Source organism: Streptomyces virginiae, from assembly GCF_041432505.1.
In the GTDB taxonomy this organism is placed as follows: Bacteria; Actinomycetota; Actinomycetes; order Streptomycetales; family Streptomycetaceae; genus Streptomyces; species Streptomyces virginiae_A.
Genome location: NZ_CP107871.1, coordinates 6,203,957 through 6,220,055, shown reverse-complemented (window position 1 = coordinate 6,220,055; position 16,099 = coordinate 6,203,957). Strand labels below are relative to the sequence as shown.

Below are 16,099 nucleotides of genomic sequence, written 5' to 3'. Positions count from 1 at the left end.
CAGTGGCCTTAGCGGAGGGGGCGAGGGGGGAGGGTCAGGAGGCAGACCGCCGACGGTTTTCGCCGTGTCGTACGAACGACTCCCCTCGATTCTGCCACCTCGTACGGGTCGAGGTGCGGGTCAGGACGTTCCGGCCAGGCGGACCAGCAGCGGAGCCGCGCGTTCCCCGCGTACCGAGGTCAGCGACAGCACCGCGTGCCCCGGCGGCACGGCGTGCGCCAGGTCCGAGGCGGACCACCGCTCGCGCTCCACCTGGCGCACGGTCACCGCGTCCGTGGTGACGGCCTTGCCGGTGACGAGCTTGCGGAAGGAGTGCATCAGCCGGGTGAGCGGCTGGTCGGCGAAGACGGTGCGGTGGGTGACGTCCCGCGTCTCCACCCACTCCGTACCCCAGGCCTCGGCGAACCGCTTGCCGTCCCAGGTGGTGACCCCGGAGAAGGCCATCCGGCAGCCGACGGACCCGAGCAGCGGTGTCCGCAGCTCCTCCGGTACGTCGTCCAACGTGCGCAGCGTGAGCAGGACGCCCGCGTGCGCCGAGCGCAACCGCTGGACACCCCGCACGGTGCCGGCGGTCAGGGTGTGGGAGGCGTCGTCGAAGGCGAGGAAGGCGAAGAGGGAGCGGTCGGTGCGGGCGGCCGCGGCGGCGTTGAACTGGGCGAGCAGCAGCCGGGCCAGCATCCGGGAGGCGTCGGCGTGTCCGCGCTCGGGCAGGTCGACGCGGACGCGGATCGGGTGCTCCAGGGCGCGCAGCGAGAACGGCCGGCCCTGGCCGGTGGTGTCGAAGAAGCCGGCGAAGACGGGCCGGTCCAGCAGGGCCACCCGGTCGGCGAGGGCCGGGCCGGGGTCGGCGGGGGCGCCGTGTTGGCGGGCCCGGGCGTCGAGCTCGCGCAGCATGGCGTGCTGCCCGGCGAGGTCGCGGCGCAGGGTGTCGAGGGCGGTGGGCAGTCCGTCGAGCAGCTCGCGCAGCTCGGGCACGGCCGGGAAGCGCTCGTACGCCGCCCGGAACGGCCCGAGGAGCTGGGCGAGGGCGGTCGCGGCCCGGCGCACGTCGATCCCGGGGACGTCCCCGACGAAGGCTTCGGCGAGCAGGGTGGCGGCCTCGTCGGGGTCGGTGGCGCCGCCGTAGAGGTCGAGGTCGTAGACGGAGGCGGGGTCGCCGACGCGGACCACGACGTCGAAGGCGGCGTCCGGGCCGAGCTGGGCGCCGGCGGCTCCGACGGCGACGACGGCGGCCTGGCCGGCGAGGGCCTGGAGCGAGAGCGACTCGACGACGGGCCGGACCAGGTGCCGGGTCTTGCCGGTGCCGGAGGGCCCGACGGCGAGCAGGGAGGTACCGAGCACGTCGGGGTCGAGGGCGAGGGCGGTGCCGCGGCGGGGGTAGGGGTTGCGCGTGCCGTCCTCCACGGTGCCGAGCAGGACCTGCCGGGCGAGCAGATCGTGCCGGGCGGCCCGCACGGGCAGGTCCCGCGCCCCGGACGGGTGCGCACAGGCGCCGGCGCCCTTGTCGCGCACGGCGTCGGCGAAGGCCCGCATGCGCGAGGGGTCGACGCGCACGGAGTCCCACGCGCGCCGGATCCGGGTGTAGTCCACATCGTTCATCAGCCCACGCCCGGCCTCCGCCTCCAACCGCTCGGCCAGGTCCCCGAGCCCGGCGGCCCGCAACTGAGGCCACCGGGCAGGGTCGTCGGGGCCGCCAGTCTCAGGGCGGGCGGGGGTGGCCGCAGCAGCGGTCGCCGGCGATGTGGAGCGGCCGCGCGGACCCCGCCACCCCGCCAATCGAAGGAAGAGGTAGAGGACGGGTCCGTACAGCACCACGAACAGCAGGTTGACGGCGAGCGTGACCGCCCTCCCCAGTTCGGGATAGGGAAGGTGGCTGAAGACGAGGTCGTCCGCCGGCAGGGTCCTCGTCGCGATGAGCATCGCGACGAACAGGGCTACGGCCGCCGCGCCCGCGACACGAGCACCGGGACCGCGGGCCGCGACGAGCCTTTCGAAGGCCAGGCTCCAGGAGCCCAGCCGGCTGAACCAGAAGACCAGCGCTCCCGTCAGCAGCAGCTCGTAGGCCTGCAGTGCCGCCGTGCCCCGGTGGTCGGCGGCTCCGCCGCCGAACTCCCACCAGTCCCGGGGGGTGAAGAGCTTCACGGGGACGTCGGCGTAGGGAATGTAGTTGTTGGTCAGCAGGGACCAGAGCAGTACGCACGCCAGGAACGAGATGACCGCTCCGATCAGCAGCGACCGGTCGGTGGCGGCCTCCGCCGCCTCCTCCTTCCGGGGTTCGTGCCCGAACCGCCAGACGCCCGGTTCCGACTGCGGCCGAGGGACACCGGCCCAGTCCGCGAGGGAGGGGACCGCAGCCGGTGCATGGGCCGGCTTCGGCGGGGCCAGGGGTGGGGGGACGTACGCGGTAACGGGGGTGGGGGTGGCTGGTCCGGGAACGTGGCCTCGTTGCATCGCGTGGCCGTCGTACGTGCCGTCGGTGTCCATGAAACCCCTGCCCCCTGCCCGTGCCTGCGCTGCGTCGCTCAATGTAGTTGCCCGACGCCGGCCGTGGGTCCGTACGCGTGCTCCGGTTCGCCGTGCCGTCCACAAGACGCGTGCCCGGGTCCTTCCTATGGCCGTCACGGACAAGGACACGCGGTGATCACTACCGAACGGAGCATGCAGGACCCCCGCTCCCGGGCCTAGCCTGCGGACAAAGAGACAAGTGCGTCCGAAAACACCCCCCAGGAGCCCTCCATGACCGCTGTTCCGCAGGAGCGCAAGATCGTCACCGCGATCCCCGGCCCGAAGTCGCAGGAGCTGCAGGCCCGTCGCCTGCAGACCGTGGCCGGTGGCGTGGGTTCCGTGCTGCCCGTCTTCACGGCCCGCGCGGGCGGCGGCATCATCGAGGACGTCGACGGCAACCGCCTGATCGACTTCGGTTCCGGCATCGCCGTGACCTCGGTCGGCGCCTCCGCCGAGGCCGTCGTGCGTCGCGCCTCCGCGCAGCTCGCCGACTTCACCCACACCTGTTTCATGGTCACCCCGTACGAGGGCTACGTCGAGGTCTGCGAGGCCCTCGCCGAGCTGACCCCGGGCACCCACGCCAAGAAGTCGGCCCTGTTCAACTCCGGCGCCGAGGCCGTCGAGAACGCCGTCAAGATCGCCCGTTCGTACACCAAGCGCCAGGCCGTCGTCGTCTTCGACCACGGCTACCACGGCCGTACGAACCTCACCATGGCGCTGACGGCGAAGAACATGCCGTACAAGCAGGGCTTCGGTCCGTTCGCCCCCGAGGTGTACCGCGTGCCGGTCGCCTACGGCTACCGCTGGCCCACCGGCGCCGAGAACTGCGGCCCCGAGGCCGCCGCCCAGGCGATCGACCAGATCACCAAGCAGATCGGCGCCGAGAACGTCGCCGCGATCATCATCGAGCCGGTCCTCGGCGAGGGCGGCTTCATCGAGCCGGCCAAGGGCTTCCTGCCCGCGATCGTGAAGTTCGCCAACGACAACGGCATCGTCTTCGTGGCCGACGAGATCCAGTCCGGCTTCTGCCGCACCGGCCAGTGGTTCGCGTGTGAGGACGAGGGCATCGTCCCGGACCTGATCACCACCGCCAAGGGCATCGCGGGCGGTCTGCCGCTCGCCGCCGTGACCGGCCGCGCCGAGATCATGGACGCCGCGCACGCGGGTGGCCTGGGTGGCACCTACGGCGGTAACCCGGTGGCCTGCGCCGGCGCGCTCGGCTCCATCGAGACCATGAAGGAGCTCGACCTCAACGCCGCGGCGAAGAAGATCGAGTCGGTCATGAAGGCCCGCCTGACGGCCATGCAGGAGAAGTACGACATCATCGGCGACATCCGCGGCCGCGGCGCCATGATCGCGATCGAGCTGGTCAAGGACCCGGTGTCCAAGACCCCGTTCCCGGAGGCGGCCGGCGCCCTCGCCAAGGCCTGCCACGCCGAGGGCCTGCTCGTCCTCACCTGCGGCACCTACGGCAACGTGCTCCGCTTCCTCCCGCCGATCGTCATCGGCGAGGACCTGCTGAACGAGGGCCTGGACCTCATCGAGGCCGCGTTCGCGGCCATCGGCACGGCCATCTGATCGAACGGCTAGAACGTGCGCACGCCGCAACCGGTAGCTACCGGCGGTAACGGGCGGACGCTGTGAAGAAGCTGTGGGGGGCCGATGGCGGGAGCGCGATCCTGCTGTCGGTCCCCCTTTCGCTGCCGTACGGTTTCTGCAGATGAGTGAGACACCCCGCTCCAGGGAAACCGGGGGCGACACCAGTACTGGGCTTCCCCAGCACCGTACCGGGCATGCGTTCGCGCACACTCCTCACCGATCGGACAGCCGTTCGCCCCAAACCCCCCGGGGCGCCCGGCAACCCGGTCCGGGCGGCCGTCCCGGAACCATCCCCCCTGTTCCGGGACGGCCGGCCACTCCTCTCCTGATCGCCGCCGTCTGCGGCCTCCTCTTCTCCCTGGTCACCTGGCAGGTGCTGGTCTCCGGCCCGTTGCTGACCCCGGATCACGCGCTGAGCCGCGCCCTGGTGCGCACCGTCCCGGACCCGGTCACCGAGCGCCTCTCCGACCTCGGCAACGTCCCGGTCGCCGTCCCCGTCCTCGTCCTGGCCATGGCCTACGCAACCCGGCGCGGGCGGGCCCTGGCCGCCGGGGCCGCCGGCCTGGCGATGGCCTTGGTGCCGGCGCTGGTCATCCCGTTCAAGGAGTGGACCGCCCGGCCCGGCCCGCTGGAACCCTGGGCCGCTGGCTACTTCCCCTCGGGCCACACGGCCACCGCGGCCGTCGCCTACCTCGGCGCGGCGCTGCTCCTGCGCCCGTACACCCGCCGGGCCTGGCCGACGGCCGTCGCCCTGGTCCTCACGGGGGCGACGGCCGTCGGCCTGATCCTGCGGGGCTGGCACTGGCCGCTGGACGTCCTGGCCAGCCTGCTGATGTGCACGCCCCTGCTGCTGGGCGTGGCCTGGGCCGACGGGCACGGCCGATCCGGCCGGGTCAGGAAGAGCCGGCCGGACCGATCGGCTCAGCCGCCGAAGTAGGCGTCGAAGTTCCGGCTGAACTCCCAGCCGCCGAAGCGGTCCCAGTTGATCGACCAGGTCATCAGGCCGCGCAGCCCCGGCCAGGTGCCGTGGGTCTGATAGGTCCCGCAGTCGGTCTTCTTCGTCAGGCAGTTCAGCGCCTTGGTCACCTCCGTGGGCGAGGTGTGCCCGTTGCCCGCGTCGGTCGTGGCCGGGAGGCCGATGGCGACCTGGTCCGGGCGTAGGGCCGGGAAGACCCGCGCGGTGTTCCCGGCGACCGGGAAGCCGGTGAGCAGCATGTCGGTCATGGCGATGTGGAAGTCGGCGCCGCCCATCGAGTGGTACTGGTTGTCGAGGCCCATGATCGAGCCCGAGTTGTAGTCCTGGACGTGGAGCAGGGTGAGGTCGTCGCGCAGCGCGTGGATGACCGGGAGGTACGCGCCGGCGCGCGGGTCCTGGCCGCCCCAGGGGCCGGAGCCGTAGTACTGGTAGCCCAGTTGGACGAAGAAGGTCTCCGGGGCCATGGTCAGGACGAAGCCCGGGCCGTACTTGGCCTTCAGGGTCTTCACGGCCGAGACGAGGTTCACGATCACCGGGGTGGTGGGCGCCCGGAAGTCGGTGTCCCCGGTGGCCAGGGACAGGGAGTGGCCCTCGAAGTCGATGTCCAGGCCGTCGAGGCCGTACTCGTCGATGATCTTGCTGACGGAGGAGACGAAGGTGTCCCGGGCGGCCGCGCTCGCGAGCTGGACCTGGCCGTTCTGGCCGCCGATCGAGATCAGCACCTTCTTGCCGTTGGCCTGCTTGGCCTTGACGGCCGCCTTGAACTCGGCCTCGGATTCGACGTTCGGGCATTCCGCGACCGGGCAGAGCCGGAAGCGGATGTCGCCCGAGGTCACCGAGGTGGGTTCGCCGAAGGCCAGGTTGATGACGTCCCAGGAGGCGGGCACGTCGGCCATCCGGACGTAGCCGGAGCCGTTGGCGAAGCTCGCGTGCAGGTAGCCGACGAGCGCGTGCGCGGGCAGGCCACCGCCGCCGCCTCCACCGCCACCGGGTGTGGTCGCGGTGGCGGGCGCGCTCTGCGGCGAGGTGCCCGCCGCGTTCGCCGCGCTGACCCGGAAGGTGTAGGTGGTGGCCGCGGTGAGGCCGGTCACGGCCGCCGAGGCCGAGGTGACGGACAGCGGCGCGGCGCCGTCCCGGTGGACGGTGTACGAGGTGGCACCCGGCACCGCCGACCAGGTCAGCGCGACCGAGGTGGACGAGGTCGCGGAGGCGGTCAGGCCGGTGGGGGCGGCCGGGAGCTGGGGCCCGCCGGGACCGCCGGGGTCCGGGCCCACCAGGGTGAGGTCGTCGGTGAGGTGGGCGGGTTGGCCGTACCAACCGTGGGTGTGGACGGTCACCGAGGTGGTGGACGGGCCCGTGCGGAAGGTGGTGGTCAACTGCTTCCACGCTCCGGGCGTCTGCGTCCAGGTCGACACGTCGGTGGTGCCGGTGCCGCTCGCGCCGAGGTAGACGTACGCGCCCTGCACCCACGCGCCGAGCGTGTACGTCGAGTCGGGCGCGACGGTGACGGTCTGGGAGCAGCGGGCGTTGTCCTGGCCGGCCGGGGTGGCCCGCAGGGCGGAACTTCCGCCGTGGACGGGTGTGGTGACGACGGTTCCGCTGCCGCCGGAGCAGCTCCAGCCGTCGAGTCCGGCTTCGAATCCGCCGTTGCGTACGAGGTCGGCGTCGGCCGCCGCGGCGGGCGGGCCCGCGGCGAGGAAGCCGGCCACGGCGAGGGCGGCGGCCGTAAGAAGGGGTAGGGCTCTGCGCACAACTGCCTCCGGGGCATGGGGGGATGGAGGGGGTCAGCGGCGCCCAAGATGGTCCAGACCAATACCCTTGTCAAGACTTCCGGCCTCCATGCGTCAGCACGCACGCGGCCGCCTCGTGCATCGCGAGCTCCAGCACCGCCGGGTCGGTGAGCGTCCCCTCGCCGTCCGGGAGTTCCAGCCAGCGGAACCCGCCCGTGGCCCGACCGGGATACGGGACCACGATCCAGCTCCCGCGCCCGGCACCCCGTACACCGGTGCCGAGCCATCGCGACGACGTGCCCGCGGGCACGAAGAAGCCCAGCCTCGGCATCGATGCGTGGCTCCGCCACGTGGCCCCGAAATCGGCGAGCACCGGGCCGGGCCGGTCGAGGATCAGGCGGAGCACGTCGAGGGTGGGCCGCCCCAGCTCCCCGGGCAGGATCAGTACGTCCCAGCGGTGGCCGGCGGGCAGCAGGGCGACCCCGAGGGGGTTGCGCTCCCACTCCCACCGGCAGGCGTCCGGATCCGGCGCCACCGATACCAGCCATTCCACCGCCGTCTTGGCCCCCGGAATCGTCATCGCCCGGCCTCCGTTCCCTGTAGGTGAGGGGTTCTCACCTGGAGAGAGCGGGGCCGGGCGCGGGTATGACGCGGGTTTCGTTACTCCATGGTAGTGAATCAGGTCACACGGTGACGGGCGGATCTTGCCGGGCGCGCCCGGCGAGGTCGCCACAAGTCGGACTGGACGGACTAGCTGTCGAAGCCGAGGCCGAGCTTGTCCATCGCCTTGAGCCACAGGTTCCGGTGTCCGCCGCGGGCGTCCGCGCGGGCCAGCGACCACTTGGTGAGCGCGATCCCGGTCCAGGCGAACGGCTCGGGCGGGAACGGCATCGGCTTGGACTTCACCATCTCCAGCCGCGTGCGTTCGGTGGAGAGCCCGTCCAGGAGGTCGAGCATCACCTCCGCCCCGAACCGGGTGGCCCCCACGCCGAGCCCGGTGTAGCCGGCCGCGTAGGCCACCTTCCCCGAGTGCGCGGTGCCGAAGAAGGCGGAGAAGCGCGAGCAGGTGTCGATCGCACCGCCCCAGGCGTGGCTGAACTTCAGGCCCTCCAGCTGCGGGAAGGCGGTGAAGAAGTGCTCCGCGAGCTTGAGGTAGGTCTCGGGGCGGTGGTCGTACTCGGAGTCGAGCTTGCCCCGGTAGGGGTAGATCGCGTCGTAGCCGCCCCACAGGATCCGGTTGTCGCGGGTGATCCGGAAGTAGTGGAACTGGTTGGCGCTGTCGCCGAGACCCTGCCGCCGCTTCCAGCCGATCGCGGCCAGCTGGGCCTCGTCGAGCGGCTCGCTCATCAGCGCGTAGTCGTAGACCGGGACGGTGAACGGACGGACCCGACGGACCAGCGAGGGGAAGATGTTCGTGCCGAGGGCGACCCGGCGGGCGAGGATCGTGCCGTAGGGGGTCGTCACGGTCATCCCGGAGCCGGCCTGGGCCAGCTTCAGGCCGCGGGTGTTCTCGTAGATCCGCACCCCGAGCTCCAGGCAGGCCCGCTTGAGGCCCCAGGCCAGCTTCGCCGGGTTGAGCATGGCGACGCCGTCGCGGTCCCAGAGGCCCGCGAGGAAGGTCGGCGAGTCGACCTCGGCGCGCACCGCCTCGCCGTCCAACCACTCGGAGCCGTCGGCCAGTCCCAGGCGCAGCGCCTCCTCGTGCAGTTCGCGCAGCTCCTCGACCTGGTGCGGTTCGGTGGCGACGTCGATCTCGCCGGTCCGCTCGAAGTCGCAGTCGATGTCGTAGCGGGTGACGGCTTCCTCGATGGCGTCGAGGTTGCGGGCGCCCATCTCCTCCAGCTTCGCCAGCTCGCCTGGCCAGCGGGCCATGCCGTTGCCGAGGCCGTGGGTGAGGGAGGCGGCGCAGAATCCGCCGTTGCGGCCGGAGGCGGCCCAGCCCGCCTCCTTGCTCTCGATCAGTACGACGTCCCGCCCCGGGTCGCGCTCCTTGGCGATCAGCGCGGTCCACAGTCCGCTGTAGCCGGCGCCGATGACCAGCAGGTCGCAGCGCTCGTCGGAGGTCAGCGCCGGCTCGGGGGCCGGCTTGCCGGGGTCGTCCAGCCAGTACGAGACCGGCTTCGCTTCGGAAAGGGATTTCGCAACACTACGCATGGCGACTGGGGCCATGTCTTCCAACTCCCTACGGAACTGATGACGTGCTTTCCCGAATTACTTCGGTTGTGCCTTCTTGCGGCGGTTGCCGACCATCTGGCCGGCGAGGACCACCAGCACCGCGATGACGAACATCGCCGTACCGATGACGTTGATCTGCACGGGGGTACCGCGCTGGGCCGAGCCCCACACGAACATGGGGAAGGTGACGGTGTTGCCCGAGTTGAAGTTGGTGATGATGAAGTCGTCGAAGGAGAGCGCGAAGGAGAGCAGCGCGCCCGCCGCGATACCGGGCGCCGCGATCGGCAGCGTGACCCGTACGAAGGTCTGCACCGGGCCGGCGTAGAGGTCGCGGGCGGCCTCCTCCAGCCGCGGGTCCATGGACAGGACACGCGCCTTGACGGCGGCGACGACGAAGCTGAGGCAGAACATGATGTGGGCTATCAGGATCGTCCAGAAGCCCAGCTGGATGCCCATGTTGAGGAAGAGCGCGAGCAGCGAGGCCGCCATCACGATCTCGGGCATGGCCATGGGCAGGAAGATCAGCGAGTTGACCGCGCCGCGCGCCCGGAAGCGGTAGCGCACGAGCGCGAAGGCGATCGCGGTGCCCAGGGCGGTCGCGACGAGGGTGGACCACAGTGCGATCTGGAGCGAGAGGGAGAGCGACCCGCACATGTCGGCGACCCCGCAGGGGTCCTTCCACGCGTCGAGGGAGAACTCCTGCCAGGCGTAGTTGAACCGCCCGGTGGGGTTGTTGAAGGAGAAGACGGTGACGACGACGTTCGGAAGGATCATGTACGCGAGCGTGCCGAGGCCCGCGATGACGACCAGGTTGCGCCGGAGCCAGGTGAGGGGATTGCGCATCAGACCAGGTCCTCCGTCCCCGCTCGGCGGATGTAGATGGTGACCATGATCAGCACGATCGCCATGAGAATGAAGGACAGCGCGGCCGCCGTCGGGTAGTCGAGGATCCGCAGGTACTGCGACTGGATGACGTTGCCGATCATCCGGGTGTCCGTGGAGCCGAGCAGTTCGGCGTTCACGTAGTCGCCGCTCGCCGGGATGAAGGTGAGCAGGGTTCCGGAGACCACGCCCGGCATCGAGAGCGGGAAGGTCACCTTCCGGAAGACCGTGGCGGGGCGGGCGTACAGGTCCCCGGCCGCCTCGTGGAGGCGGGTGTCGATGCGCTCCAGCGAGGAGTACAGCGGCAGGATCATGAAGGGGAGGAAGTTGTAGGTCAGACCGCAGACCACCGCGAGCGGCGTGGCCAGTACCCGGTCCCCCTCGGTCATGCCGAGCCAGCTGGTGACGTCGAGGAAGCCGACGCTGTTGAGGACGCCGACCACCGGGCCGCCGTCGGCCAGGATCGTCTTCCAGGCGAGGGTGCGGATCAGGAAGCTGGTGAAGAACGGGGCGATGACCAGGACCAGCAGCAGGTTGCGCCAGCGGCCCGCCTTGAAGGCGATCAGGTAGGCCAGCGGGTACCCGAGCAGCAGACACAGCGCGGTCGCGGTGCCGGCGTAGAGCAGGGAGCGCAGGAACTGCGGGTAGTACTCGGTGAAGGCGTCCCAGTAGGTCCCGAAGTGCCAGGTGACCTGGAAGCCCTCTTCGAGGGAGCCGGTCTGCACCGAGGTGGAGGCCTGGTAGATCATCGGCAGTACGAAGAACACCAGCAGCCACAGGATGCCGGGGAGCAGCAGCCAGTACGGGATCAGCCGCTTGCGCAGGGACGCCTTGTGCACCGGGGGCTCGGTGGGGGCGGGCGCCTGGGGCGGCGCCGCGGTGGTCGTCATGCGCTCTCCTCCACCGTCTCGATACCCGCGTCGATGTCCTGGGCGGCGTCGAGACCGAAGGTGTGCTCCGGGTTCCAGTGCAGGATCACCTCGGCGCCCGGCACCAGGCGGGAGTCCCGCTCGATGTTCTGGACGTAGACCTCGAGCTCGGGACAGACGGGGCTGTCGACGACGAACTGGGTGGAGACTCCGATGAAGGAGGAGGCGGCTATCCGGCCGGTGATCTTGTTCCGGCCCGTCGCGATGGTGTCCGCTTCCTCGGCCGGGACCAGGGACACCTTCTCCGGGCGCACACCGACCAGCAGCTTTCCGCCGGTGCGGGGCGTGGTCGAACATCGTGCGGCGGGCAGCCGCAGGGTGGTACCGGAAGCCGAGACGACGACATCGGAGCCGGCGGACTCCACCGAGGCCTCGATCAGGTTCGAGGTGCCGAGGAAGTTGGCGACGAAGGTGGTGCCCGGGTTCTCGTACAGCTCGGCGGGGGCGCCCAGCTGCTCGACGCGGCCGCCGTTCATCACGGCGACCGTGTCGGCCATGGTCATGGCCTCCTCCTGGTCGTGCGTGACGTGCACGAAGGTGATGCCGACCTCGGTCTGGATCCGCTTGAGCTCCAGCTGCATCTGGCGGCGCAGCTTGAGGTCGAGGGCGCCGAGCGGCTCGTCGAGGAGCAGCACCTGCGGGTGGTTGATCAGGGCGCGGGCGACGGCGACGCGCTGCTGCTGACCGCCGGAGAGCTGGTGCGGCTTGCGCTGGGCGAACTGGCCGAGCTGGACCAGCTCCAGCATGTCGTCCACCTGCTTCTTGACCGACTTCACGCCGCGGCGGCGCAGCCCGAAGGCGACGTTCTCGAAGATGCTCAGGTGCGGGAAGAGCGCGTAGCTCTGGAAGACCGTGTTGACCGGGCGCTTGTACGGCTGCAGGTCGGTGACGTCGCGGTCGCCGAGGTGCACGGTGCCGGTGGAGGGCTCCTCCAGGCCGGCGATCATGCGCAGGGTGGTGGTCTTCCCGCAGCCGGAGGCGCCGAGCAGGGCGAAGAAGGAGCCCTGGGGAATGGTGAGATCCAGCGGGTGCACGGCGGTGAAGGTGCCGTAGTGCTTGCTGATCCCGGAGAGGCGGACGTCGCCGCCCGCGGTCTTGTCAGTCATGGATGGTCCCGGGGTTGGGTGGGGCAAGGGGGCGAAGGCTCGGCGGAGCCGGTCGGTCGGTCCGCGCCGCCGCCGGAGGGGTCCGGCGGTCGGGGTCGCGGTCCGGCGGGACCGGCTCGCCGCGAGGCGTGCGTCAGGCGCCGATGAGCTTGGCGAACTTCTCCTCGTACGCCGTCTCTTCCTCGCTGGTGAGGGAGCGGAAGGCGTGGGCCTTGGCGGCCATCGCCTTGTCCGGGACGATCAGGGGGTTGTCCGCGAGCTCGGGATCGATCTTGGCCAGTTCGTCCTTGACGCCCTCGACCGGGCAGACGTAGCTGATGTACGCGGCCAGCTGGGCGGCGATCTCGGGTTCGTAGTAGAAGTCGATGAGCTTCTCCGCGTTGGCCTTGTGCCGGGCCTTGGCGGGGACCAGCAGGTTGTCGCTGGAGGTGATGTATCCGGGGGCGGGGATGGCGTACTTGATGTCCGGGTTGCCGGCCTGGAGCTGGATGATGTCCCCGGCCCAGGCGAGGCAGGCGGCGATGTCGCCCTTGTCCAGGTCGGACGTGTAGTCGTTGCCGGTGAAGCGGCGGATCTGGTTCTTGTCCACGCCCTTCTGGAGCCGGCCGATGGCCTCGTCGAAGTCGGCGGTGGTGAATTTCGCCGGGTCCTTGCCCTGGTCGAGCAGGGTCATGCCGACGCTGTCGCGCATCTCGGTGAGGAAGCCGACGCGGCCCTTGAGGGAGGGGTCGTCGAGCAGCTGGGTGACGGAGTCGACCTTCTTGCCGCCGGTCGCCTTCTCGTTGTAGGCGATGACCGTGTCGATGCCGGTCCAGGGGTAGCTGTAGGACCGTCCCGGGTCCCAGTCGGGGGTGCGGAACTGCGGGATCAGGTTGGCGTAGGCGTGCGGGAGGTGCGCGGGGTCCAGCTTCTGCGCCCAGCCGAGGCGGATGATGCGGGCGGCGAGCCAGTCGGTGACGACGATCAGGTCGCGGCCGGTGTCCTGGCCGGCCGCGAGCTGGGGGCGGATCTTGCCGAAGAACTCGACGTTGTCGTTGATGTCCTCGGTGTACTTGACCTTGATGCCGGTCCGCTTGGTGAACTCCTCCAGCGTGGGACGGCTCTTCTCGTCCTCGCTGGTGTCCATGTACTCGGTCCAGTTGGAGAAGTTGATCTCCTTCTCCTGAGCCGAGTGGTCGTCGGAGGCCACGGCGGCGTCGCCCTCACGTTTGGCGGGCGGGATCCCGCACCCGGTGAGGGCGGCCAGCCCTCCCAGGGTGAGCGCTCCGACTCCGGAGGCGCGCAGCAACGAGCGGCGGGTGAGGGCGCCGCGCCCGTCGGTGAGGCTGCGCCGCATCGCGGCGAGTTGCGCCGCCGAGAGGCGGTCGGGCTCGAACTGCTCCATGCGCTGTGCCCTTTCGGGAGGTGTACCGCTGGTCAGGCGGTGGGCCCATGCGGCGTCGGCCGCGGGTGGTTACGGACGGTCCCCGAAGATCGTGCGGTGCCAGTCCTTCTCGGCCACCGCGGTGTTGTCGTACATCACGTGCTTGACCTGCGTGTACTCCTCGAAGGAGTAGGCCGACATGTCCTTTCCGAAGCCGCTGGCCTTGTAGCCCCCGTGGGGCATCTCGCTGATGATCGGAATGTGGTCGTTGATCCAGACGCAGCCCGCCTTGATCTCGCGGGTGGCCCGGTTCGCCCGGTAGAGGTCACGGCTCCAGGCGGAGGCCGCGAGTCCGTACGGGGTGTCGTTGGCCAGCGCGATGCCCTCGTCGTCGGTGTCGAAGGGCAGGACGACGAGGACCGGACCGAAGATCTCGGACTGGACGACCTCGCTGTCCTGGGCCGCGCCGGCGATGAGGGTGGGCCGGTAGTACGCGCCCTCGGCCAGGTCTCCGGCCGGGATCTCGCCGCCGGTGACGACGGTGGCGTAGCCGCGGGCCCGGTCGACGAAGCCGGCGACCCGGTCGCGCTGGGCGTGCGAGACCAGCGGGCCGAGGTCGGTGGTGGGCGCGAAGGGGTCGCCGAGGCGGACGCTCTCCATCAGCTCGGCCACCCGGGCGACGAAGGCGTCGTGCAGGGGGCGCTGGACGTAGGCACGGGTGGCGGCCGTGCAGTCCTGGCCGGTGTTGATGAGGGAGGCGGCGACGGCGCCGTGCGCGGCGGCCTCCAGGTCGGCGTCGTCGAAGACGAGGAAGGGGGCCTTGCCGCCGAGCTCCAGGTGGAGCCGCTTGACGGTGGCGGTGGCGATCTCGGCGACCCGCTTGCCGACGGCGGTGGAGCCGGTAAAGGAGGTCATCACGACGTCGGGGTGGCCCACCAGGTGCTCTCCGGCTTCGCGTCCGGCGCCGGTGACGATGTTGATCACGCCGTCGGGCAGGCCCGCGTCCTTGGCCGCCTGCGCGAACATCAGGGAGGTGAGCGGGGTCAGCTCGGCGGGCTTGAGGACGATCGTGTTGCCCGCGGCGATCGCCGGAAGGATCTTCCAGGCGGCCATCTGGAGCGGATAGTTCCAGGGCGCGATCGAGCCGACGACCCCGATGGCCTCACGGCGTACGTAGGAGGTGTGGTCGCCGGAGTACTCGGCGGCCGCCTGCCCCTGGAGGTGGCGGGCCGCGCCCGCGAAGAAGGCGGTGTTGTCGATGGTCCCCGGTACGTCGAACTCCGTGGACAGCTTGATCGGCTTTCCGCACTGCAGGGACTCGGCGTACGCGAAGTCCTCCGCCTGCTCGGCCAGTACGGCGGCCAGCTTGTGCAGGGCGTCCGAACGCTCGCCGGGGGTGGCGCCGGACCAGCCCGGGAAGGCCCTCTTGGCGGCGGCGACGGCCTCGTCGACGTCCGCGGTGCTCGCGAGCTCGTAGGTCAGGACCTCGTCGCCGGTCGCCGGGTCGATCACGGTGTGTGACTGTCCGGAGGTGCCGGGCCTCAGGTGCCCGTCGATGTACTGTGCGCCGTCCGCGAAGCGGTCTTTGACCTGGAAGCGGTTGCCCATAACGCTCTCACGCTCTCCGTAGCTACAGTTCGAGCTACAGCTCGAATTGAGTGCCGATCCTGGCAGAGGTGATGCCCTCGGCCAAGTGATTCCGTTGTTGCTCTTTGATTACGCGACGGAATCGGTCGACCATGTGTCGAGGCACACCGAAAATCCCGTACGAAGTGTCAGTGGCGACTGCCAGACTCGCGTGCATGGAGATGATCGACGAACTGATCAAGCAGGTCAGCCGTGGTGAACGGGTGAAGTACCTGCCGTTCTGGGGGCACCGCCCGCAGCCGGACGGCAGGCTCGGTCCCAGCTGCCTGAGCCAGTGGTGGCCCGCTTCTTTCACTGTCGGTGACGTCCGATATGCGACTGCGGAGCACTGGATGATGGCCGGCAAGGCCCGGCTCTTCGGCGACGCCGAGGCGGAGCGGGCCGCGGTGGAGGCGAAGAGCCCGGCCCAGGCCAAGAAGGTCGGACGCCTCGTACGCGGCTTCGACAACGCGATATGGGAGCGCGAGCGGTTCGCCCTGGTGGTGGAGGGCAGCGTGCACAAGTTCGGCTCCGACCCGGCGCTGAGCGGATACCTGCTGGGCACCGGGAAGCGGGTGCTGGTGGAGGCGAGCCCCATGGACCGTATCTGGGGCATCGGGTTGGCGGCCGACGACGAGCGCGCACTGGACCCGGCGCGCTGGCGCGGGCTGAACCTGCTGGGCTTCGCGCTGATGGAGGCCCGGGAACAGCTCCGACAGGCTCCGGCGTGACCGGGCGGCGCCGGGCCGCCACCGTCGAGGGCCGGGTCAGGACGGCGACACCGCTGTCGGCGGCGGAGGTCCGGGGCGCGGGCCCGTACGGGAAGTAATGCGTGGCGGGCGCCGCGGGCGGTGCCCTACCGTGATGCCCGTCCAGGTGCGAAGGCGAGACCTACTTCGACTGCCGCGGGTTCGAATCCCGCCGCCGGCTCCGGCCGGTGTAGCTCAGCTGGTAGAGCACCGCATGGTTTCGTCGACTCCGATCTCTGGACACCTACGTCACGCACCTCCCGGTGCGCGGGCCGCGGCTCCTTCCACTCCGAAGAAATCAGGCCGCCGCCACCTTGATCTCGGGAGGCACGCGTGGGGGATGCCCGGTGCGCAGGCGACGGTTACTTCTGGGAACCCGGAGGTCGTGGGTTCGAATCCCACCCAGCTCGTCACCCGCGAGGGAACGGGCCGGTGGAGCAGCCAGGTAGCTCGTCGGGC

General features: G+C 70.6%; 12 protein-coding genes. 3 read left to right on the top strand and 9 right to left on the bottom strand.

The annotated features are described in order from the left end of the window. Window positions 1-120 precede the first annotated feature (120 nt). Window positions 121-2,484, bottom strand: a complete 2,364-nt coding sequence (locus OG624_RS29095; RefSeq protein WP_371639971.1) for an ATP/GTP-binding protein — start codon at window positions 2,482-2,484, stop codon at window positions 121-123. A gap of 252 nt (window positions 2,485-2,736) precedes the next feature. On the opposite strand from OG624_RS29095, the gene gabT reads away from it, so the two are divergent. Next, the gene (gene gabT / locus OG624_RS29090) at window positions 2,737-4,083 is read left to right on the top strand and encodes a 4-aminobutyrate--2-oxoglutarate transaminase (protein ID WP_030012869.1); all 1,347 of its coding nucleotides are present in this window, start codon (window positions 2,737-2,739) and stop codon (window positions 4,081-4,083) included. A 394-nt stretch (window positions 4,084-4,477) separates the two neighbouring features. After that, window positions 4,478-5,041, top strand: a complete 564-nt coding sequence (locus OG624_RS29085) for a phosphatase PAP2 family protein (RefSeq protein WP_371639970.1) — start codon at window positions 4,478-4,480, stop codon at window positions 5,039-5,041. On the opposite strand, the gene OG624_RS29080 is transcribed toward OG624_RS29085, so the two are convergent. From OG624_RS29080 to OG624_RS29045, 8 genes are all read right to left on the bottom strand, one after another. Beyond that, the gene (locus OG624_RS29080) at window positions 5,026-6,789 is read right to left on the bottom strand and encodes a chitinase (RefSeq protein ID WP_371640882.1); all 1,764 of its coding nucleotides are present in this window, start codon (window positions 6,787-6,789) and stop codon (window positions 5,026-5,028) included. The two genes, OG624_RS29085 and OG624_RS29080, sit on opposite strands and share 16 nt — an antisense overlap. 112 nt (window positions 6,790-6,901) lie before the next feature. Then, window positions 6,902-7,390, bottom strand: coding sequence for a hypothetical protein (locus tag OG624_RS29075; protein ID WP_033222987.1), 489 nt, complete (start codon window positions 7,388-7,390; stop codon window positions 6,902-6,904). 170 nt (window positions 7,391-7,560) lie between these two features. Next, window positions 7,561-8,979, bottom strand: a complete 1,419-nt coding sequence (locus tag OG624_RS29070) for an NAD(P)/FAD-dependent oxidoreductase (RefSeq protein WP_161289934.1) — start codon at window positions 8,977-8,979, stop codon at window positions 7,561-7,563. 42 nt (window positions 8,980-9,021) lie between these two features. After that, window positions 9,022-9,828 (bottom strand): ABC transporter permease, encoded by an 807-nt coding sequence (locus tag OG624_RS29065; protein ID WP_030718627.1) that lies wholly within the window; start codon window positions 9,826-9,828, stop codon window positions 9,022-9,024. Continuing rightward, window positions 9,828-10,757, bottom strand: coding sequence for an ABC transporter permease (locus OG624_RS29060; RefSeq protein WP_033222982.1), 930 nt, complete (start codon window positions 10,755-10,757; stop codon window positions 9,828-9,830). Before OG624_RS29060 ends, OG624_RS29065 begins: the two co-directional genes overlap by 1 nt. After that, the gene (locus OG624_RS29055) at window positions 10,754-11,902 is read right to left on the bottom strand and encodes an ABC transporter ATP-binding protein (protein ID WP_161289931.1); all 1,149 of its coding nucleotides are present in this window, start codon (window positions 11,900-11,902) and stop codon (window positions 10,754-10,756) included. The genes OG624_RS29060 and OG624_RS29055 overlap by 4 nt, the downstream gene beginning before the upstream one ends. A 133-nt stretch (window positions 11,903-12,035) precedes the next feature. Continuing rightward, the gene (locus tag OG624_RS29050) at window positions 12,036-13,286 is read right to left on the bottom strand and encodes a polyamine ABC transporter substrate-binding protein (RefSeq protein WP_033222978.1); all 1,251 of its coding nucleotides are present in this window, start codon (window positions 13,284-13,286) and stop codon (window positions 12,036-12,038) included. Window positions 13,287-13,355: 69 nt separating this feature from the next. Beyond that, on the bottom strand, window positions 13,356-14,873 hold the full coding sequence (locus OG624_RS29045; protein WP_161289928.1) for a gamma-aminobutyraldehyde dehydrogenase: 1,518 nt from the start codon (window positions 14,871-14,873) through the stop codon (window positions 13,356-13,358). A gap of 194 nt (window positions 14,874-15,067) precedes the next feature. On the opposite strand from OG624_RS29045, the gene OG624_RS29040 reads away from it, so the two are divergent. Beyond that, a complete protein-coding gene (locus OG624_RS29040; protein ID WP_033222974.1) occupies window positions 15,068-15,622 on the top strand; it encodes an NADAR family protein in 555 nt (184 codons plus the stop codon). Window positions 15,623-16,099: the final 477 nt, after the last annotated feature.